This is a genomic window from Sphaerochaeta sp. PS (assembly GCF_032144095.1).
Lineage (GTDB): Bacteria > Spirochaetota > Spirochaetia > Sphaerochaetales > Sphaerochaetaceae > Sphaerochaeta.
The window spans coordinates 79,329-99,733 of sequence record NZ_JAVSNJ010000004.1 but is presented as its reverse complement, the minus strand read 5'-3'; the positions used below and the strand labels follow the sequence as shown (position 1 = coordinate 99,733).

Sequence of the window (20,405 nt, the reverse complement as noted above, 5' to 3'; positions counted from 1 at the left end):
CAACAGGAGGAGAATTGCCATCTTGTTGATAGGAGATCCTATCACATGAATAAAGTCACCATCATCATCCTCATCATACTGATCATCTGGTTTCTGATATTTCTTGGGCTGAAGGCTTTTGCCAAAGGCAAACAGGATAGTCATCCCTTGGAAGGAGAAAAAGCTACGTATCGAAAAATATCAGCCGAAAAGGCAAAAGAGATGATGGACAGTGGCGTAAAGCTCACCATCCTTGATGTGCGTACCCCTGGGGAATTTGCGGAGGGGCATGTACGAGGGGCAATCAACATAGCGAATGAGACCATTGGTAGTTACAAGGTCGCGGCACTGCCCGATCTGGATGCAACCATCCTGGTCTATTGCCGCAGTGGTGCCCGCAGTGCCCAGGCCAGCAAGAAGCTTGTGGCCCTTGGCTATACCGGTGTCCTTGATTTCGGTGGGATCATCAATTGGCCGTTTGAGACGGTTCGTTGAGGTAATGCTTTGATACTACAAACCATAGAACATCCTGAATATCTCTCTATCCATGACAACGCTGGGATCATCTCCTTTGGTGCAGACCAGGAGTGGTTCCCCATGCTCTGGCAAAGGCGAGCCGGCTGTGGTCCGACCACGGCCAGCAATATGATGCTCTATTTCCAGCAAAGGCTTCATCCGAAGAGAGTCCAGAAGGAAGAGGCGATCCAATTGATGCAGGAGATGTGGAAGCTCATCACCCCAGGTATCATGGGTGTGCATCTGCTTAGCCAGTTTACCAAAGGGTTCGATGCCTATCTGGCTTCAACCTCTTTCGAGCTACAGGCCCACACCCTGAAGATTTCCAGGGCAAAGGAGAGGCGTCCCTCACTGTCTGAAGTGGTCGACTTTTTGATCTCTTCCTTCAAGGCCGATTCTCCCGTTGCCTTTCTCAACCTCTCAAGAGGCTCCCTGACCAACCTGGATGAGTGGCACTGGGTCACCTTGGTTGGTATTGAAGGGGAGGAAGAAGGGCAGGGTGTCTCTGTAACGGTCTATGACGCAGCTCTTTCCTGGAAGATTGACCTTGGCTCCTGGCTGGAGAGTACCACCCGTGGTGGTGGGTTCATCAGTTACCGACCCTCTGCTTCTCAAGAAGGGCGATGACGTCGCCTTCCGGGATAGGCTTGCTGAACAGATACCCTTGCATATAGTCACACCCCATCCCAAGCAATAGTTGTCGCTGCATTTCGGTTTCGACACCTTCAGCGGTGACAGGCTTTTTGAGGTGGTGTGCCATGGAGATGATGTCTGAGGCAATTCCCTGTGCAAAGGGTGCCGAAAGGGTATCAACAAATTTCTTGTCGAGTTTCAGGGTATCGATATCCAGGTTCTGGAGGCGGTTTAGGGAGGAGAATCCTGTCCCAAAATCATCGATTGCTATCCCGATTCCCAGGGAATGGATGCTTTGTACCTGATGGGCAAGCAACTCAAAGTTTTCAGTGAAAGCCGACTCGGTCAGCTCTACCTCCATCTGTCGGATATCAATGCCAGCAGCCGAGGCATATTCCTTCAAGGAGGTGATGAGCTCCCTGTTCATCAGTTGGATGGCGGAGAAGTTCACCGCAATACGGCAGGAGCCAAAGCCCAGTTCTGTGAGGGTGCGCATGAACATGCAGGCCTTCTGGAAGATGATGTTTCCCAATGGGACAATGAGATGCCTCTCCTCTGCAATGGGGATGAATTCCAAAGGTGAGATCGGGCCTAGTTGTGTGCTTTCCATACGGGCAAGCGCTTCCAGGCTTATGATTATTTCATCATCCATGGTGACTATCGGTTGGTAGACAAGCGAGAGTGCTTCGCTCTTTCCTGCTATGACCTGTTTGAGCTCCTGCTCAATGGCCTCATCACGTATGAGCTTCTCCTCCATTGCCTTTGTATAGAACTGCACCCTCTTGTCCAGGGTCGTTGCATGCAAGGCTATCGATGCTTCCTTGATGAGTTGGTTGAAGTTTCCGCTCTTCCCTTCCATCTCCACGATGCCCATGCAAAGGGTTACCGACCCTGTCCTTTCAGTCGAGACACGGATGTTGGCGATAAGGGTGCAGAGTTCGACCAATACTTCCTGCCTGCCGTAGTTCTGGACAAGCAGGATGAACTGGTCATCGGAGAACCGGAAGGCCTGCAGCTTGACCTCGTTGTGGCTGAGATCTGCCAGCTTGTGCGCAATCTCCTGTACGATGGTATCGCCAACACTGTAGCCGTAGGTAAGTTCGATGACCTTGAGGTTTATGGCATGTATGATGAACAGGGCAAGGTCATCATGGCTTTCTGTTTTCATTTTTTCTTTTAGCAGGCGTACGGTTGGCAGGCTTGTCAGCTCATCGTAGTAGGCTACGGAGAAGATCTTCTTGTTCTTGCGTGCAATGTTGATTATTGAGATGCTGAAAAGGATGAACAGGAAGATAAGGGAGATGAATACTATCACCGTTACCTGTATGACCAGCTTGTTTACATTGCTCTGGTCAAAAACTATGGTAAGCATCCCTTGGTATACACCACCAACATATATGGGAACGAACAATTTCAGGTCTTTGCTGGGTGTTTCCTCAATATAGGGCTGGGTTGTGGATTCTTGGCCAAAGGTTTCAGGTTTCAGGATAAGGTCAACATAGGTACCTTTTTCCCTGGGGTCGCTTGAGGCTTGAATGATGTTGTTCTTGTTTATGAAGGCAATATGGGTGTTTGGGCTTTTGTTGGCTATCTGGTCTATGAGCCACTGTGCGTTGAGCCTTTCATAGAGATCAGCAAGTTTCTCCACCCTGAGCCCTACCTGCAGGAATTTTCCCCCATCAAGGCGTTGGTAGCTGTACATGAAGTAGATACCGGATTCCGTATCGGTTCTCACACCGTCTACTGCCTGGGCAACACCGCTTTCATAAAACCGTCTTACCGGATGATCCTTGGGGGCAACCCATCCCAAATACTGGCTGTCACTGGTGTATTCGATGGTAAGGTTATCGTCATAGGCGTAGATTACGTCCACGTTGAGGGATGTGGCCAGGTCTGTGAGCAGCTCGTTTGAATAGGGTTGTTGTTGCATGGCCGTTATCTGTCCGGCAACCGTAAGTGTCTTGTGAAATTGCTCGGTCAGGAGGGACCTTGCATCGATTAGTGATTCCATGGAGTTGGCATAGGCATATGCCAGGAATGTTGCCTCCTGGATTTTCTCCTTGTGGTAGAAATCCTCGAAGTACCGTACGCCCAGAAAGCCAGCGGAAAGAAAGAGGACAAGGATTAGGAAAAGCGCGATGAAGACGGATTTTTTCCCGCTTGCCTGTCTTCTGTAAATCCGCTTCACTATTCGGTTTCCTCCGTTGGGCCTATACTTTAACCCTACCATTGCATTTTGACACCTGTCAATGTTTCGTTTCTGGCATTCGGGTAAGTTTTCCTTTGTGTTTGTACTTACAGCTAATAATATGAAAGAAATGTGTAAAATTTGTACAGTATCCCAAGGTCTTTGCAGGACAAACATCCACACAGTGGCCACAACCTACGCAGTAGGATGAAATTACAGGTCCTTTCTCCTTTGCGCACGATTGTATGTCGATGGAGAGTTGGCAGGTGGCGTTGCATTTCCCACATTGGATGCAATGCGTCTTGTCTGTGATGATTCTCTGCCCTCCAACCTTTGCTATCCAGCTGAGCAGGGTCCCTACCGGGCAGTAGTAACAGTACATCCGTCCGATGAAGGCAACCCAGAAGAACATGGCCATGAGCAGTTCAAAGATGAGGTACTTGTAGGTTTCCAGCGAAGAGAATCCTTCTCTGTTTCCCGATAGGCCCACCCCTATGCTTTGGAGAATCCAATAGGAGGTAAAGGCCAGGGAAAGGATGAAGAATAGTGTTCTGACAACAGATATAGAGCGAAGCCCATGCTTGCCAAGGGGTGCCTTCTTCTTGCCCAGCAAGGGGAAAGCCGGTTCGAATATCTCTGATGCAAAGCCGTTGAACAGGCAGAGGGACGAACATTGCAGCCTACGGCCGAAGAGCAGTGTCCCTACCAGGATGAACCCGCTATAGAGCCAAAAGAACACCAGGGAAAGCTTGATACCCTGAAGCCCTATGCTCTGCATAAGGCCCTTCTGGATGGCTGTCCCTTCTACCTGAACCTGTAGGGGAATGGTGGACCACGGAAGGGGCATGGCAAAATAGTAGAGCTCTGGGTTCTTCAGCAAGATGGGCAGTGCGATGTGGACCAAAAGGGCTGCCAGGGCAAAGCCCACCATGTTCTTCTTGCGCATTGCTATGCTTGCCTTCCTCTTTCGTATCCGAAGGGTAAGGATGCCACACACTACGATGAGGATCGTCTTTATCCAATTCTCATAGAAGTGCCACAGCTTTGTAATTGCAGTAGCCACCTTTGGCGAGGCCGAAGGAACATAGCCCCAGTTTAGGGAGGCAATGATCAGGCAGAGGGCTATGTAGCTCCATAGGAGTGTTTTGAGAAGGGTGAGCTCCCATTGTCTGGCTTGCATGACAGGTCGTTACTGAACGTTCTTTCGTTTCATGAAGATGATGAGCACTACGGTCCCGGCCAAAGCTAGCAGACAGAGTTGCACGGTTATGAGAACCATTGGGTAGGCACCCTTGAAGCCGTCTGCTGAGCGGTGTTTGATGAGGATTCCCACAAAGGCCCAGATGAGGGTGGCCGCATAGGGGATGTCCTTGGCCGTTATGGCTGTAGCCATGCCGATGAGAGTCCCGATGATGAGCATGGTAGCTGTCCATCCAGCTTCGCTGATGGCCCAGCCTCCCCATCCCAGATCGACCAGGAGTGTGGTCGCATTTGCTATGGTTGCCACCGTTATCCAGCCAAAGTAGACAGAAAAAGGAAGGCTGATGAAAAGCCACTGTCGTTTGGTAAGGGTCGCTTTTCTGATGAGCTGGTAGATGGCCATAAGCGATATGAGGATGAGAAGCATCAGGACAAACGAGAGGAAGATGACCCTGTTATGCCAGCAGAATATCCAGATGGAGTTTATGATTGAGGAGAAGGCAAAGAGATTGCCTACCTGCTTGAGGAGCTCTTTTTCTGCCTTGTCATCATCCTTGCCCCTGAAGAGTCCCAGCTGGTAGAGGGTATAGAGGGCAAGCAGGAGGTAGATCAAGCCCCAGATCGTGAAGGTGATGCCTGCCGGGGCAAAGAGGTTGGGGTAGGAGTCCGAGACTGCCCCGGTGGTGATTCCTGCGATGGGCAGGATGTTTGCAAGGGCGTTGACGGTGACCATCATGATGAAGGTGATGGTTACCAGGATAGAGGTTGGTCCGAGTGATTGTCTTTTGGGCATAGCGCCTCCTACATCATGGTGTAGTACGAGCGTAGGACCTCGTGAACAGCATGTTTTTCTGCGAGATTCTGGATGGACTGCTTAAGCTTGTCCAGATCTATTTCTGCTTTTGCATAGAGAGCTATCCTTGCAAGGAGCTGTCGTTTCTCAGCCTCCGTTTTGCAACATTTCTCTGCAACGGCCTCTGCTGTGATGGCAGCCTGGTCCCTGTCGATTTCCAGGCCCAGGACCTTTTCCAGCAAGGAGTAAAAGGCGAGGCTGAGCCCTTTTGTGTCTGTGCCGTCCTTGCATAGCTGTTCGAACTCCCAGACCTTGGAGGGGTCCCGTTCGGTGACCAGGGGCAGGTAGTTGAGCCATTGGTCGTAGAGCCTCTGCTCTGTCGTGCCTTCAAGGCAATGCATGCACTTCAGGGCAGAGATGTTCTTGTCCTTGACCTCCAGCATGATGTCGATCCCCTTGTCGGGGAGCTCTGCATGGAAGGCGAGAAAGTCATCCAGGGAGATTGTAGGGGAGTGGGAGCCTTGCTTCTTTTTGGGGTCCTGCTGGGAATAGTGTATCTTTTGCCTGCCATCCTCAGCTTTCCAGGTTGTGGCACACTCTTCGATCCAGGTTTGCTCACTTTTGTCAGTTTTGTCGGTATTGAGGCTGTGGTGCAGGTTGTCAAATACCGCAGGACACCCTACCTGGCGGGCTAGGGCCAGCACCTCACCGATGGTGTAGAGCTTGTCATCGTTTTCCAGGATGAGCCGACCCTTGACCCCCTGGGGCAGTTTTGCAAAGTTCTGGGCAAACCGATCGAGGGCCCCATCCTTGTTCCCATACGCCCCGCCTACGTGGAGAACCAGCTTATGGGTGGCATCAAGGCCCATACTGTCCAGAAACCTGGCATGGTAGATAAGGTCCTCGATTGCATTTTCCACCACATCCTCCCGAGGGGAGTTGAGCACGGTGTACTGCCCTGGGTGCATCGATAGGCGCATGCTACCCTGTTTTGCTATCGAGCCCAACTCTTCAAGCTGTTGGGAGAAGATCTCCCACCAGGGAAGGGTATTCTCGACTCTGGAGGCCAAAGGGATGATGTCACTGCTGATGCGAAAGAAGCGCAGGTTGTTCTCCCTGTTGTAGAGCAGGATGTTCTTCAGGTGGGAGAGGTTGTGTTCACAGCAATCGAACAAGGTTTTTTCCGTAACCTGGGAGAGCGTTAGCCGTTTCATCCCACTGTCAGGCACCCCGATCGTAAGACACGCATAGCCGATAGCCATTGAAGCTCCTTATACCTTCGCCTTTCCTGTCCCAGTGTATGCTTTGCTCCCAGTATTGTCAAAACAAAACAGGGGTACCTCTTGAGGCATTGACAGAAATGCCTGCACGGGTAATGCTAATAGATATGCTGATAGCATAAAAATATATAGTCAACAACTTTAAGGGGGAACCATGTATACACCTTCAGAGAAACGGTACGATTCGATGCTTTACCAATATTGTGGAAAGAGTGGCTTGAGGCTTCCTGCACTCTCCTTGGGCCTTTGGCATAACTTCGGGGATGCCACCTCTTTGGCAAATGCCCGGGATATGATGCACACAGCCTTTGACCTTGGGATAACCCACTTCGACCTGGCCAATAACTATGGCCCTCCCGCAGGGTCTGCAGAGCTGAACTTCGGTAAGATCTTCGCCCAGGATTTTGCTTCCTATCGTGATGAGATGATCATCTCGACAAAAGCCGGGTACTACATGTGGCCGGGTCCCTACGGTGAGTGGGGGAGCCGCAAATATCTGCTTTCCAGCCTCGACCAGAGCCTCAAGAGGATGGGCCTGGACTATGTGGACATCTTCTACTCCCATCGTTTTGATCCCAATACCCCTCTTGAAGAGACCATGGGCGCGTTGGAAACCGCTTACAGGCAAGGAAAAGCCCTCTATGTTGGCCTCTCCTCCTATTCGGCAAAAAAGACGAGGGAAGCCTATGAGATACTAAAGAGCCGCAATGTGCCGGTGCTCATCCACCAGCCATCCTACTCGATGCTCAACCGCTGGGTTGAGGATGAGTTGCTGGACACGTTGGGTGAGTTGGGGGTCGGTACCATCTGCTTCTCCCCATTGGCCCAGGGGATGCTCTCGGACAAGTACCTGCTTGCCATACCAGAGGGAAGTAGGGCTGCCAAGGAAGGGACGGCCCTCTCGACGAAGATGCTGACCAAGGAGAACCTGGAGAGGATCAGAGCCCTGAATGAGATCGCCAAGAAGCGTGGACAGAGCCTTGCCCAGATGGCCCTCAGCTGGGTCCTGCGACGCAAGGAGGTGACCTCAGTTCTGATCGGTGCCAGCTCTTCTGCCCAGATCAAGGAGAATGTGGGTGCTCTGGACAACCTCATCTTCACCGATGATGAGCTGAAGGAGATCGATCTCTATGCCCAGGATGGCAACATCAACCTATGGGCACGCTCCAGTACCGAAGGCTGATAGCAATCGCTCAGATGGTTCATGAAGGCCATATCCTCGCAAGGGGGTGTGGCCTTTGCTCATTATAATGCGTGGTAGGTAATCTTGACAAAGACAATTGCTCTCTGTTATATTTTACACAACTAAATTATTCTTTGGAGTCTTACCTATGGAATCTACACTCTACGACTTTACCGTAAAAAGCAATGACGGATCGGATTTCTCCTTTTCCTCCCTTGAAGGGAAACCTGTTCTTATCGTCAACACCGCTAGCAAGTGCGGCTTTACCCCACAATATGATGGGCTTGAGGAGCTCTATCAGCAATATAAAGGGAAGGGGCTTTCCATCATAGCCTTCCCCTGCGATCAGTTTGCCCACCAGGAACCGGGGACAGACCAGGAGATTGCCGAATTCTGCAGGGTGAACCATGGGGTGACCTTCCCCATCATGAGCAAGATCGATGTCAACGGCAAGCAGACCGCTCCTCTCTATGTCTGGCTCAAGAAGCAGGCTCCTGGGGTGTTGGGCTCCTCCGTAAAATGGAACTTCACCAAGTTCCTGGTAGCCAAGGATGGAAAACGTGTCGAACGCTTTTCCTCAAACACCGAACCCAAAGATATGAAACCTGCAATTGAGGGGGTACTGTAGATGGCACATCCACAACTATTACTTTCCAACCAGCTCTGTTTTCGCTTTTATGCCCTGGAACGGGAGCTGATGGCAGCCTATCGTCCTGTCTTGGACCAGCTCGGTCTTACCTATGCCCAGTACATAACCCTGCTCTACCTGTGGGAACATGACAAGGCAACCGTCGGTGAGCTCTGTTCGGCCCTGAGCCTCGATACCGGTACCGTCTCCCCTCTGCTCAAGCGTCTGGAAACTGCCAAGCTTGTCGAGCGGAAACGCCTTCCTTCCGATGAACGGACCGTTGAGGTTCGTCTTACCAAGAAAGGCCGGGACCTGGAGCAGAGAGCGATCTCCATTCCTGAGCACATAGGCTCATGCCTGCTATCAGGAGACAAGGAAGCACAGGGGAAGAGGTTCTCTCTGTTACAGGAGATGCTGGACGAAACCCTTGAGCAACTCAGGACAACAAGAAAGGGGCGCCCTGAAAAAAAATGACCGGTAGCCATCGAGGAGGTGCATGATGGGTGAATTGATGAAGCCTTTGCAGACGGTACCGACCCTTGATCTTTCCAGGTATCTTGGCCTGTGGTATGAGGTAGCGAGGTTTGAGCATGGGTTTGAGAAAAAGCTGGTTGGTGTTACCGCCGAGTATACCTTGAGAAAGGATGGTCGGGTCGGGGTGCTCAACAGTGGGTTCATGCATAGGCTTGACGGCAGGTACGTCAAGGCCAAGGCAATAGCATGGAGGCCCGATGAGGCTGTCCCTGGAGCCTTGAAAGTCAGGTTCTTCCACCTCTTTGCCTCTGATTATCTGGTCTTTGGCCTTGATGACATATCCTATAGCTGGGCTGTAGTAGGGGACAATAGTCGCTCTTCTCTCTGGTTCCTCTCCAGGACCCCCACCGTTTCCCCTCCATTGCTCCAAAGGATGAAGGAGATTGCGACAGCTCAAGGATACGACTTGTCATCGCTACGGTTGGTAGAGCAAAAAGAGCGATAGCCAAAGAAGTTTTATGTACCTCCCTCAGAGCTCTCTCTGGGGGATTCTTATGTCCTTGTGTCGAGAATACCGATTGAAAAAAGTGAGTCTGCCCTCGATCCATTGCCAGGTCCCAGGTAAAGATTTGGTAAAGATGGCCAGGCAATGCATATTTTGGTGGCTGTTCGTTCTTGCTTCCCCTGCATTGGAGGGCGTACACTCAGTACATGATATATGTTGTGGAAGACAATGATGCCATCCGGGAGACGATCTGTTCCTATCTGGAACTGGCCGATTATGAGGTTGAACAGTTTGGTAGGGTCGCCTCTGTCGTGGAAAGCCTTGCCTTCAAGACCCCACGGCTCTGCATTCTGGATGTGATGCTTCCCGATGGGAATGGTTTTGACCTTGCCAAGCGCATCCGTCAGGCCAATAAGGATATTGCGTTTCTCTTCCTCACTGCAAGGGAGGCTGAGAGTGACCGTATCCTTGGCCTGGAGCTTGGGGCAGAGGATTACATGGTGAAACCCTTCTCCCCACGGGAGTTGGTGTTGCGTGTGCAGGCCATCCTCAGGAGGCTTGATGTATCACAGGGGACTGTAGGTGGCACATCCAGACAGTGGTTCACCGAAGGCAGTACCTTGAGCCTGGATGAGATGACTCATACCGCCTCAGTAAACGATCAAGAACTCTCCCTTACCCCCGTAGAATGGAAGATCCTCAGCTTCCTTTCCTCCCATCCTGGCCAGCTTATCAGCCGTGAGAGGATTCTGGGGGAGTGCCTCAACTACCTCCATGATGGATCGGACAGGACGGTAAACACCCATCTGAAGAATCTTCGCCTGAAGCTTGGGGAAGGACTTTGGATAGAGACAGTGCGAGGGTTTGGGTATAAATGGGTAGGGGAAGAGGGCCGATGATTAAGAAGAAGCTGCAGGATGTTTCCAGGCGCCTTACTGTTCGCGCTCTTTTGCTGGTGCTTGTGTCCGTCACAACCTTTGCCCTGGTACTGGCTCTCTTGCTGAGTTTCGGTCTTGGCAAGATCATGCAGGTCTGGCACGATGACGAAACCCACTCCTTGGTGGAGTATGTAGGTACCACGTTGGAGGATCTGCAAATAGGTGCAAACCTTTCTGGAAATCAGATCACCCAACTAGAGTTGAGCCGTGCATTTGAAGGCATGCCTTTCTCCCCCGGATACCTGATGGTCACCAATGCTGACGGCTCGTTGCTCTATTCCTACAAGGAAACTGAGCGAGGGACCGGGAGAGCAAGGATGGGTCTCAAGAATCTCAAGGATGAACAGCAGTGGAACGATGTACGGCTCCCTGATGGGTCGCTGGCATTCAGGTTTGCCTTCCATCTGCCGGCCTTTGACGAGGTTCAGTCCAACAAGTTCCTCATAGCTGCCTACAAGCTGCTGCTCTTTGTGGCGTTTCTGGTTTCTGCACTCCTTTCGTTCTTCCTTGCATTCCTGTTTACCAGGCCGTTGAAACGGGAGAGCCAGAACGTTGTCCAGGCCTTGCAAAGCATGGCAGGTGGACAGCGTTCTGTTCCCCTGCTGATAGGAAACGTTGCAGAATTCAATGACATAGCTGTTGCATCCCAGGTGCTGCAAGAGCATCTCGTAGTTGAGGAACAGCTGCGGAGGCAGTGGGCAGAGGATGTGGCACACGACCTGAGAACCCCCCTTTCTGTATTGCGTGCTCAACTGGAAGCGATGGAAGATGGGGTGTTCAAGCCAGAGAAAGCCCGTCTGTCAAAATTGGTGCAGGAAACGGGAAAGCTGGAGACTCTGGTAAACAGTCTGTCCTTGCTTTCACGTCTTGAGACCCCTGGCTTTGCTCCGAAACTCCAGGATATCGATGTAGAGTCATTGCTGCTCTCCGTGTGTTCCCAGTATGACCCGCTTGCCAGACAAAGGGGTGTGACCCTACAAGTCGTTTCTCCCAAAGCCACATTGGCCTCAGACCCCTCCCTTTTTGAGAGGGCCCTCGGAAACCTCCTTGCCAATGCCATCAAATATGGCAAGGAGGGAGGTGTGGTCCAGCTTGTTGTGACGGTCAATGACCAGGGAGAGGCAACTTCGCTCTGCATGGAGAATGAGGGCACAGTAAAATCAGAAGTCCTTGCACACATGTTTGACCGTCTCTACCGTGGTGATGGCGCAAGGGCAACGGAAGGGACGGGGCTTGGGCTCTCCATCGTCAAGGCGATCGTTGAGGCACACCGTTGGAGCATAACGATAGTGTCGGAGGCTTCTACGAAAGTGATCATCTCATTTACCCAATCTTTACCATACTAGAGTCGTAACTTCATGGCGAACCATCATTGTGAGATCATCAAGATTGTGGAGGTCTTCAATGGACACAAGAAAAATCGCTATCGTTGTCATGCTTCTGGTGGTGGTAACAACTGGAGCATTTGCCGCATCGGACACAGCCCTGCAAGGGAATCTGGCAGGTAGAACCTTTGGCCGAGGATCTAATCTTTCGGCGGTAACACCGGCGCCAGATGCCATGAGGTATGCCTTTCTCAGTGAGGCTGGTCTCCCTCCTTGGGCTGGCCAGGGACAGAGGCTGAACCAACAGGCTACGTATGAGGGCAGGATGCAGATGGCACAGGGCAGGCAGCCTCTTATGCAACACATGGGAGCGCAGGGTATGCAATCCCTCCCTCAGCCAATGGGGCAAGGAAGACAGGGCAACCAACCTGGCAATGGTCGGAGAAGGTAGGTCGGAGTAGAGACAAAAGGGAAGGCCGGTACAACGCTGTTGTAATCCGGCCTTCGTCTTGCTCAACCGACTTTGGTATCGGCCTTCTGCTTGGCAATCCCGCTCATCAGGACCTTCAGGCCTTGCCTTTCGAATACGGCCCTGGCCATGGTGAGTTCCTTCTCTGATGGTTCTTTCACACCCTTGAGTGTGTAGTCCAGCTTGAGCTGTTCCCACTTGTACTGGCCCATGCTGTGGTAGGGCAAAAGCTCCACCTGCTCGATGCAGGAAAAATCCTTGAGATAGGCTGCCAGAGCTTCCAATCGCTTCTCATCCAGTGTCCAGCCAGGAACCAGTACATGGCGCAGCCATACCTTCTTCCCGATGCTTTCACAGTACTCAAGCGTAGCGAGTGTATTGGCATTGCCCATGCCGGTAAGGCTGAAGCTCTGCCTGTCGTCGAGGCTCTTGATGTCCAGCAGGATGAGGTCGGCCGCATCGATGACTGGCCTGGAGAACTCCAGGGGAACACTTCCGGCAGTATCGAGGGCCGTGTGCAACCCCTCTTTCTTGCATCTCTGGATGATGTCCAGGGCGAAGGCGGGCTGCATCAGAGGTTCTCCACCGCTGAGGGTTACCCCTCCCTTGCCGATGAAGGACCGGTAGGTGAGGATCTCCTTGACTACAGTTGCACTGTCGGTCACCCCTTTTCCTTTCATTGACCAGGTGTCGGGGTTATGGCAATAACGGCACCTCAGCGAACAGCCTTGGAGAAAGAGCACATACCGAACTCCCGGCCCGTCGAGGGTTCCGAAGGTCTCTACTGAATGCACGGTTCCTTGTATACTCATGTTCACTCCTTACAGGTGGTCGTGAAAGGTTCTGTGGATGACATCGAGCTGCTGTTCTCTTGTCAGCTTGATGAAATTGACTGCATATCCACTGACACGGATGGTCAGCTGCGGGTACTTTTCGGGATGGTCCATGGCATCGAGGAGGGTGCTCTTCTCCATGACATTGACGTTGATATGGTGTCCGCTCTCATGGAAGTATCCATCCATGAGGGTGACCAGGTTGTTTGCCTGCATCTCTCTATCTTTCCCCAGGGTTCCGGGAATGATGGAGAAGGTGTAGGAGATCCCATCCTTGGCATAGTCGTAGGGAATCTTTGCCACACTCTTCATGCTGGCAACACATCCTTTGGAGTCACGGCCATGCATGGGGTTTGCCCCAGGTGCGAACGGCTCCCCCTTCTTCCTTCCGTCAGGGGTGGATCCTGTCTTCTTTCCATACACCACATTGCTGGTGATGGTGAGCACCGAGAGGGTGGGGAGGCTCTTGCGGTAGGTGTGGTGGCTTCTCATCTTTTGCATGAACATCTTCACCACATTGACTGCAATCTTATCGACACGGTCGTCGTTGTTGCCGAACTTGGGATAGTCCCCTTCGATCTCGAAATCCACTGCCAGGCCGTTCGCGTCATAGATAGGGCGTACCTTTGCATACTTGATGGCCGACAGGCTGTCTGCAACTACACTGAGCCCTGCAATGCCACCGGCCATGGTCCTCAGTACCTTCTCATCATGCAAGGCCATCTCGATCCGTTCGTAGCTATACTTGTCATGCATGTAGTGGATGACATTGAGGGTTTCGATGTAGAGCTTGGATAGCCATCCACTCATTGTCTCGAACTTGTCCATGACCTCGTCATAGTCAAGATATTCGCTGGTGATGGCCTGGCTTTTCGGGCCTACCTGCTCCCCGCTCTTCTCGTCCCTGCCTCCGTTGATGGCATAGAGCAAGGTCTTGGCAAGGTTGACCCTGGCGCCAAAGAACTGCATCTGCTTGCCGATTCTCATGGCGGAGACACAGCATGCGATGCCGTAGTCGTCACCATAGTCGACCCTCATCAGGTCATCGTTCTCGTACTGGATCGAGGAGGTCTCGATGGAGAGGTTCGCGCAGTAGCGCTTGAAGCTCTCGGGAAGCCGTTCGCTCCAAAGGACGGTAAGGTTTGGCTCAGGTGCCGGGCCCAGGTTGGTGAGGGTGTGCAGGAAACGGTAGCTCATCTTGGTTACCATATGCCGCCCATCATGGGCCATGCCCCCGATGGTCTCTGTTACCCAGGTGGGGTCGCCGCTGAAAAGCTCATCATATGCTGGGGTCCTGAGGAAGCGCACGATGCGCAGCTTCATGACAAAGTGGTCCACAAACTCCTGGATCTGGCTTTCGGTATACTTGCCGCTGGCAAGGTCTGCCTCGCTGTAGATGTCCAGGAAGGTGGAGACGCGCCCAAGGCTCATAGCAGCACCGTTCTGTTCCTTGATCGCAGCGAGGTAGGCGAAATAGAGCCACTGGATTGCCTCTTTGGTGTCTGTAGCCGGTTTTGCTATGTCAAATCCGTAGGAGAGGGCCATCTGGTGCAGTTCCTGAAGGGCCCTGATCTGCTCGCTGATCTCCTCGCGGTCCCTGATCGTATCGCTATCCATGACATCAAAGGAGTAGAGGTCCTTGGCCTGCTTCTTCTGCGCGATGAGGTAGTCGGTCCCATAGAGGGGGACGCGGCGATAGTCACCGATGATACGCCCCCTTCCATATGCATCGGGCAGGCCGGTGATGATGCCGGTGTGACGGGCCATCTTCATCTCAGGGGTGTAGGCATCGAAGACGCCGTCGTTATGGGTCTTTCTGTATTTGAAGACCTGGTCAATATCTTCAGGCAGGGTTTTGCCGTACGCATTCAGTTCGGTATGGACAAGCCTGATGCCGCCGAAGGGCATGATGGCCCGCTTGAGGGGCTCGTCTGTCTGCAGGCCAACGATCTCTTCAAGATCCTGGTCGATGTACCCCTTGTCGTGGCTGGTGATCGTCGAGATGGTATGTTCGTCGATGGCATACATGCCACCCCTCTCACGCTCGATAGCGAGAAGTGAGGAAACCTCCTCCCAGAGCTTTTTTGTCTTTGCAGTTGGTTCTGCGAGAAAGGTAGGTTCCTCATCGAAAGGGGTATAGTTCTTCACAATGAAGTCGCGTGTATTTATTTCGTATATATCCTGCTGGTTCCGTTCTGGTGTAGCGTTCATGTGTTTCCTCTGCTATAGTATTTGGGTGCATGTTTCCATGCCCTCATGGCCAAGGTGTACCATGTACTGATTTTTTTTTCTGTGATCTAAATCACACTTGTACAACAAGAAAGGATTTTTTTGTGGATAGTCATGAACCATGTGTAGATTGTTCCAACGATCTTTGCATCAGAACCATGCCCCTGTTTGCCACCCTCGACCGGGAGGCGATGCACGCCCTGACTGCGCAGATGACTCACAAGACCTTCAAGAAGGGTGAGGTCATGGTCCATGAAGGGGACCGCCCGTTGGGCTTTACGGTAATTCGTGAAGGAAGTGCCAAGGCCTACCGGACCACCTTTGACGGACGGGAGCAGATTCTCTATATTTTTCCTGCCAATGATTATTTTGGGGCACGTTTTTTGCTGACCGAGGAGAAGGTTCCCTATTCAGTCGAGGCCTTGGAGGATGCCAAGGTCTGTATCCTCTCCAAGGCGCAGTTCATAGCGCTTCTGGCAGAGCACAGCGAGGTGGCCTTGCAGATCATAGAGGCTATGGCAAACCGGATGAGCCGCCTGGAACTGGTAATGCAGAGCATGGGCTCCCGCAATGCGGAGTTGAGGATAGCCTCCCTGCTGTTGGAGTTCAAGGATACCTATGGCCAGAAGCAAGGAGAGTACCTGGAGATTGCCCTTCCCCTGAGTAGGGAAGGGTTGGCCAACTATCTTGGATTGGCCCGGGAGACGCTCAGCCGGAAGATGGCACAGATGGAAGAGGAAGGGGTGATCGAAAGCGTAGGGGCCAAGACCATCCGCATCCTCGACCTTGCGCGTCTGCAGGAGCTATCGGTACTGGTGGAGTGAGCGCCTCAGAGGTTCTGGGCCCGTTCATAGATGGCCTGGACCTCGGCCTTGGGCATCAGGGCTGAGAGCAGGTAGGCAATGATGATGATCCCAGGGATGTCGATGAGCAGTCTTGTGACGGCGAAAACTGCTCCTAGGGAGGCTACTTCGAAGAGGAACATCGGGATCTTCGTGGTTGACCAGGCACCCAGGAAGATGAGGATATTGGTGAATTTCACCCCTTTTTTCATGAATACAGCCGCTACTGGAAAGGCTCCATAGAGAGGTCCTGCCGCAGCAGAACCGATGAAGAGTGCAAGCACTATCCCCTTGAGTCCAGACTTCTCACCCATGAATCTGACCATGGTCTGTTTGGGTACCCAGATGTCGAGCAGTCCCAACAGCACAAAGATCGGAGGGATCACCATCATCATCTCCCTGAGCTGGAAGATGGTGGTCTTCACTACCTTCTCTCCCACTTCCCAGTTGAAGGCCCCATAGAGCAGCAGAAGCGATAGGACAATGAAAAAGGCTTTGTAACGGAGAAGAAATGCTTTCATGACAGGACTCCTACTGTATACCCGATGGCCGCTGCGACGACAAAGGAAAAGCAGAAGGCCAGGATATTCCTATAGATAGCCAGGCGTTTTCCAAAGTATTTCATCTCAACAGGGAGGGTCACGATGCCTACCATCATTAGCGATGAGATGAAGGCCGCTATCTGCATATAGCCCGCTCCACCCTTCAGCAGCATGGCTGCGGTAGGGAAGGCCACAAAGCCGGGGATGAGGGTTACAGAGCCCACAAGGGAAGCAAGGACAACACCCAGCCAGCCCGATTCTGAACCTATGATGCGTAGGATCATGGCATTGTCCATGAGGGAGAGCAACAGGCTCACAACCAGTATGACAACCAATAGCTGGGGCAGGATGTTCTCAAACGCCTTCCACGCTTTCATGAGGGCTTTTTTTGTCTTTTCCCTGTCTTTCAGGAAAGAGAGAGACAACAGGATTGCTGTCCCTCCATAGAGTACGATATTCATCGGTAAGTCCTTTTCCAAGAGGAGATGACCATTATATACAGTAAATTATTGTTAATAGCAACTAGTTTGCTGGGGATTTGTCTCTTCCCCTCCATAGGTTGCAAGCAAGTAGCACCGTGTAGGCTTACCCAATCTTGACCAAAGGGGGGAGGAGGACAGATCCCTCCCCCCTTTAATGGTAGCTGATGGACAATTTTATGTTCCTTATGAACTTTTACCAGCAAAAAACGGATTTTCATATACAACCGGTAATATTACCTTGCGCTTTGGTCATCGGTAAGCTACCCTTTGGCTAGGGTGTCGATGTAACTACAAAATGGAGGTAGTGTATGGCTAATGTTCAGACTATTTTGGATGAGAAAGGAAGCAAAGTTTTCACCATTGGTACAGAGGATTCTCTCGCCCACGCCTTATTGAAGTTGACCGAACATAAGATCGGAGCTTTGTTGGTTGTCGATGAGGAAAAAAACATCAAGGGCATACTCTCAGAGCGTGATATCATACGCCATTTTTCCCGGAAGCTGGAACATCTGAATACTGCATCCATCAATGTCAGGGAAGTGATGACAACAGCCGTAACCCATGTTAACCCAAGTCAGAGCCTGGATGACTGCCTGAAACTGATGACAGCCGGCCATTTCCGCCATCTCCCGGTTGTGTCTGAAGGAAAGCTGGTGGGAATGATTTCCATAGGGGATGTGGTCAAGCTCTCCCTGCACGAGCGTGACTTCCAGATAGGGGAACTGGAACAGTACATTACCAGCCCATATTGACCGGATTTGCAGCACATACTAGGTCTATGCAGCTCCCCTTGTTTAGGGTAGCCGCGTAGGCCTAATATTATTACATTCATAGAAGGAGAATACCATGGATATAGATAAACAAGATGTATTGAAGAATATCATAGGCAAGCTTCACGCCGGAGCATCCCCGGAGTCGGTGAAGCAGGAGTTCCTACGGGAGTTCGGCAGCGTCAGCGCCGAAGACCTGGCGGCAGCGGAGAAGAAGCTGATGGAAGAGGGCATGAAGCTCGAGCAGGTGCAAAAGCTCTGTGATGTCCATGCCTTTGTGTTTGAGGACAATCTTCAGGCTGTCCACTCAAGCAAGAAGGTTGACTCCATCCCAGGACACCCTGCCTTTGTCTTCAAAGGCGAGAATGCTGGGCTGACGGCCTTTCTTGATAAGGAGTTTGAACCTGCACTACACGCCTATGCTGCCGACGGCACTGAGTCCAACAAGGAGGACCTGATGCAGGCAGTGAAGAGTCTTTCCAAATTGCATCTCCACTACCAGAGAAAGGAGAACCTCTTCTTCCCATACCTGGAGAAGGCCGGGATTACTGCACCCCCAAAGGTGATGTGGGGTGTTGATGACGAGATCCGTTCCCTTTGGAAAGGAGTGCTTGCCTACCTACCAAGCAAAGGCAAGGCCGTGCTGCCGGATGTGGAAAAGCTGTTGGCACAGGTCAGGAGCATGATCACCAAGGAGAACAACATCCTTACCCCGATGCTGCTGGAGAACATGGATGCCGAAGACTGGCTGACCGTTGCCCGTGATAGTGCAGACATCGGGTACTGTTTCAATGGTGGGATTGAGGGTGCATCACCCTCCGATGCCCTTACCTGGTATCGCTGGAATGCCAGCCTCAGCGGCAAGGAAGATGTTCTTGAGCAGGAAGGGGACAGGGTAATACTTCCTAGCGGAACCCTGAGTCTCGAAGAACTGACCTCCATGCTCAACACCATGCCAGCCGATATTACCTTTGTAGGCAAGGATGACAAGGTCCGCTATTTCTCGGAAGGCAAGGAGCGGGTATTCCCAAGGACACGCAGCATCATCGGCCGCGATGTTGCACACTGCCATCCACCGAAGAGCCTCCATGTGGTAGAAAAACTTGTTGAAGAATTCAAGCAAGGGAAAAAGGATGAGGAGTCCTTCTGGCTACAGAGAGGGAGTGCCTTTGTCCTTATCCGTTACTATGCTGTGCGTTCGGAGAAAGGGGAGTATCTTGGAGTCATGGAAGTGACCGAGGAGATCTCAAGCTTGAGAAGCCTGGAAGGTAATAAGCTCCTCTCTGACTGACGAAAAAAAGCCTAGGGGAGGTTCATCCTCTCTTAGGCTTTTCCTTGTTTTTCTTTACCCTGTCTATCACAGCCAGGTAGGCGTAGATCTGGCCTTGGATCTCAGAGTTCTTCAACTCTCCCCGGCCACCCCAGTCCTGGCCTTCATAGATGGTCAGGTGGTGGAGTTCCCCTTCCAGGTCACTGAGAGCCAGATTGGAAAGCTTGATTCGGTTTTCCAGAAACTGGAGCGTATTTTCATAGGCATCACGAAAAGCCAATTCTTCTGAGGATGGCTTTTCATCGTCAAAATCTTGCATGAGTAACATTTCCTATCCTGACCGTACAGCCAACTTTTCAAAGAGCTGGGTCAGTTGTATTGCTGTTTTCCGATCCCTGAGAGTCTGAATATCCTTCAGGGCTCGGTCTTTGTAGGATTGTGCAATAGAATCAGCTTTTTGTACACCATCAAGGGCTACTACCAGGGAAACTGCCTTGGCCACTGCTGCCTTCGACAACGGCCCTGATTTTTTTGAAAGGAGGATGGTTAGTTTCCTATCATGCTCAGGCATCGCCTTTTCTGCTTCCAGGGCAAGGAGAAGCGGAAGGGTAGGTACACCCTCCTTGAGGTCCTTTCCTGTGCGTTTCCCCAATTTTTCTTCGCTACCCACGTAGTCGAGTATGTCATCCTGTATCTGGAAAGACATGCCCATGGCGTAGCCTATGCGATGACAGACCATTTTTTCAACTTCTGTCACTTTTGCAACGGCTGAGCCTGCATAGCAGCTGAGGGCAAACAGCGATGCTGTCTTTCCTGCAATCCTTCTATAGTAGGTGGCCTTGGAAATGGAGAAATCCCCTTGCCCGGCATCCTGCTCGAGCTCACTTTCGCAAAGTCGGCCCAAGGCATTCGATATCACACGGCTATCCATCTCGCCACTGTCAGATCCCACAAGGGAGAGGGCCCGTGCCAGCAGGTAGTCTCCTGCAAGGACGGCCTGTTTTGCACCGACCTGGGCAAAGATGGTCGGCACCCCTCTGCGTGTCTTTGCAGAGTCGATGATATCATCATGCACCAACGAAGCGAGATGGATCAGTTCCAGGACGCTGGCAACCTCTATGGCTCTTTTCCGGTCACTGTTTTCCCCAAGGGAAGAACAGAGAAGGACAAGAGCCGGGCGCAACATCTTGCCCCCGGACTGCACATGGGAAAGGAGAAGGGCTCGTATGAAGCCGTGCGAGCTTTCCACTGTTTTCACAATGGTTGCCCGCACACTGGTTAGTTCTTGTTGTAATTCAGGCTCATCTTCGTAGAACTCATGCATTG

At 51.8% G+C, this 20,405-nt stretch carries 22 protein-coding genes; 12 read left to right on the top strand and 10 right to left on the bottom strand.

Annotation, left to right across the window (positions count from 1 at the left end; translation table 11 throughout):
• Nucleotides 1–45 precede the first annotated feature (45 nt).
• The gene (locus ROJ03_RS06150; protein WP_313726126.1) at nt 46–474 is read left to right on the top strand and encodes a rhodanese-like domain-containing protein; all 429 of its coding nucleotides are present in this window, start codon (nt 46–48) and stop codon (nt 472–474) included.
• Between the two features lie 9 nt (nt 475–483).
• Nucleotides 484–1,122, top strand: a complete 639-nt coding sequence (locus ROJ03_RS06145) for a hypothetical protein (RefSeq protein WP_313726125.1) — start codon at nt 484–486, stop codon at nt 1,120–1,122.
• Here the strand turns inward: ROJ03_RS06145 and ROJ03_RS06140 are convergent.
• The 4 genes from ROJ03_RS06140 to uvsE are packed head-to-tail and all read right to left on the bottom strand — an operon-like array spanning nt 1,085 to nt 6,571.
• Nucleotides 1,085–3,316, bottom strand: a complete 2,232-nt coding sequence (locus tag ROJ03_RS06140; RefSeq protein WP_313726124.1) for a GGDEF domain-containing phosphodiesterase — start codon at nt 3,314–3,316, stop codon at nt 1,085–1,087. The two genes, ROJ03_RS06145 and ROJ03_RS06140, sit on opposite strands and share 38 nt — an antisense overlap.
• A 58-nt stretch (nt 3,317–3,374) precedes the next feature.
• Nucleotides 3,375–4,496 carry a 4Fe-4S dicluster domain-containing protein gene (locus ROJ03_RS06135; RefSeq protein WP_313726123.1) on the bottom strand — a complete coding sequence of 374 codons (1,122 nt, stop codon included), beginning with the start codon at nt 4,494–4,496 and terminating at the stop codon, nt 3,375–3,377.
• 9 nt (nt 4,497–4,505) lie between these two features.
• Nucleotides 4,506–5,309: a tryptophan-rich sensory protein gene (locus tag ROJ03_RS06130; protein WP_313726122.1), complete on the bottom strand. Its 804-nt coding sequence runs from the start codon at nt 5,307–5,309 to the stop codon at nt 4,506–4,508.
• A gap of 8 nt (nt 5,310–5,317) precedes the next feature.
• Nucleotides 5,318–6,571 (bottom strand): UV DNA damage repair endonuclease UvsE, encoded by a 1,254-nt coding sequence (gene uvsE, locus ROJ03_RS06125; RefSeq protein ID WP_313726121.1) that lies wholly within the window; start codon nt 6,569–6,571, stop codon nt 5,318–5,320.
• A 172-nt stretch (nt 6,572–6,743) separates the two neighbouring features.
• Here uvsE and mgrA point away from each other — a divergent pair, with 172 nt between their 5' ends.
• The 7 genes from mgrA (at nt 6,744) to ROJ03_RS06090 (ending at nt 12,093) form a co-directional block, all read left to right on the top strand.
• Entirely contained in the window at nt 6,744–7,772 is a 1,029-nt protein-coding gene (gene mgrA, locus ROJ03_RS06120; protein WP_313726120.1) for an L-glyceraldehyde 3-phosphate reductase, read from the top strand.
• Between the two features lie 148 nt (nt 7,773–7,920).
• Nucleotides 7,921–8,400 carry a glutathione peroxidase gene (locus tag ROJ03_RS06115; protein WP_313726119.1) on the top strand — a complete coding sequence of 160 codons (480 nt, stop codon included), beginning with the start codon at nt 7,921–7,923 and terminating at the stop codon, nt 8,398–8,400.
• Nucleotides 8,401–8,874 (top strand): MarR family transcriptional regulator, encoded by a 474-nt coding sequence (locus ROJ03_RS06110; RefSeq protein WP_313726118.1) that lies wholly within the window; start codon nt 8,401–8,403, stop codon nt 8,872–8,874.
• A 25-nt stretch (nt 8,875–8,899) separates the two neighbouring features.
• The gene (locus ROJ03_RS06105) at nt 8,900–9,379 is read left to right on the top strand and encodes a lipocalin family protein (protein WP_313726117.1); all 480 of its coding nucleotides are present in this window, start codon (nt 8,900–8,902) and stop codon (nt 9,377–9,379) included.
• Nucleotides 9,380–9,585: 206 nt separating this feature from the next.
• Complete coding sequence (locus ROJ03_RS06100) at nt 9,586–10,278, top strand: response regulator transcription factor (protein WP_313726116.1); 693 nt, start codon at nt 9,586–9,588, stop codon at nt 10,276–10,278.
• Nucleotides 10,275–11,663 carry a HAMP domain-containing sensor histidine kinase gene (locus ROJ03_RS06095; protein ID WP_313726115.1) on the top strand — a complete coding sequence of 463 codons (1,389 nt, stop codon included), beginning with the start codon at nt 10,275–10,277 and terminating at the stop codon, nt 11,661–11,663. The genes ROJ03_RS06100 and ROJ03_RS06095 overlap by 4 nt, the downstream gene beginning before the upstream one ends.
• Nucleotides 11,664–11,721: 58 nt before the next feature.
• Nucleotides 11,722–12,093 carry a hypothetical protein gene (locus ROJ03_RS06090; RefSeq protein ID WP_313726114.1) on the top strand — a complete coding sequence of 124 codons (372 nt, stop codon included), beginning with the start codon at nt 11,722–11,724 and terminating at the stop codon, nt 12,091–12,093.
• A gap of 62 nt (nt 12,094–12,155) precedes the next feature.
• Here ROJ03_RS06090 and pflA read toward each other — a convergent pair whose 3' ends face one another.
• Together pflA and pflB are read right to left on the bottom strand one after the other, a co-directional pair.
• A complete protein-coding gene (pflA, locus tag ROJ03_RS06085; RefSeq protein WP_313726113.1) occupies nt 12,156–12,923 on the bottom strand; it encodes a pyruvate formate-lyase-activating protein in 768 nt (255 codons plus the stop codon).
• 9 nt (nt 12,924–12,932) lie between these two features.
• The gene (pflB, locus tag ROJ03_RS06080) at nt 12,933–15,155 is read right to left on the bottom strand and encodes a formate C-acetyltransferase (protein ID WP_313726112.1); all 2,223 of its coding nucleotides are present in this window, start codon (nt 15,153–15,155) and stop codon (nt 12,933–12,935) included.
• A 122-nt stretch (nt 15,156–15,277) separates the two neighbouring features.
• Between pflB and ROJ03_RS06075 the strand changes: the two genes are divergently transcribed.
• The gene (locus ROJ03_RS06075) at nt 15,278–15,997 is read left to right on the top strand and encodes a Crp/Fnr family transcriptional regulator (protein ID WP_313726111.1); all 720 of its coding nucleotides are present in this window, start codon (nt 15,278–15,280) and stop codon (nt 15,995–15,997) included.
• A gap of 5 nt (nt 15,998–16,002) precedes the next feature.
• Here ROJ03_RS06075 and ROJ03_RS06070 read toward each other — a convergent pair whose 3' ends face one another.
• Nucleotides 16,003–16,536 carry a permease gene (locus ROJ03_RS06070; RefSeq protein ID WP_313726110.1) on the bottom strand — a complete coding sequence of 178 codons (534 nt, stop codon included), beginning with the start codon at nt 16,534–16,536 and terminating at the stop codon, nt 16,003–16,005.
• A complete protein-coding gene (locus ROJ03_RS06065; protein WP_313726109.1) occupies nt 16,533–17,018 on the bottom strand; it encodes a permease in 486 nt (161 codons plus the stop codon). The genes ROJ03_RS06070 and ROJ03_RS06065 overlap by 4 nt, the downstream gene beginning before the upstream one ends.
• Nucleotides 17,019–17,347: 329 nt before the next feature.
• Between ROJ03_RS06065 and ROJ03_RS06060 the strand changes: the two genes are divergently transcribed.
• On the top strand, nt 17,348–17,791 hold the full coding sequence (locus ROJ03_RS06060) for a CBS domain-containing protein (RefSeq protein ID WP_313726108.1): 444 nt from the start codon (nt 17,348–17,350) through the stop codon (nt 17,789–17,791).
• Nucleotides 17,792–17,885: 94 nt separating this feature from the next.
• Complete coding sequence (locus tag ROJ03_RS06055; RefSeq protein WP_313726107.1) at nt 17,886–19,100, top strand: DUF438 domain-containing protein; 1,215 nt, start codon at nt 17,886–17,888, stop codon at nt 19,098–19,100.
• Nucleotides 19,101–19,122: 22 nt separating this feature from the next.
• Here the strand turns inward: ROJ03_RS06055 and ROJ03_RS06050 are convergent, their stop codons facing one another.
• Nucleotides 19,123–19,398 carry a hypothetical protein gene (locus ROJ03_RS06050; protein ID WP_313726106.1) on the bottom strand — a complete coding sequence of 92 codons (276 nt, stop codon included), beginning with the start codon at nt 19,396–19,398 and terminating at the stop codon, nt 19,123–19,125.
• Nucleotides 19,399–19,410: 12 nt separating this feature from the next.
• Entirely contained in the window at nt 19,411–20,403 is a 993-nt protein-coding gene (locus ROJ03_RS06045) for a polyprenyl synthetase family protein (protein ID WP_313726105.1), read from the bottom strand.
• Between the last annotated feature and the right edge of the window lie 2 nt (nt 20,404–20,405).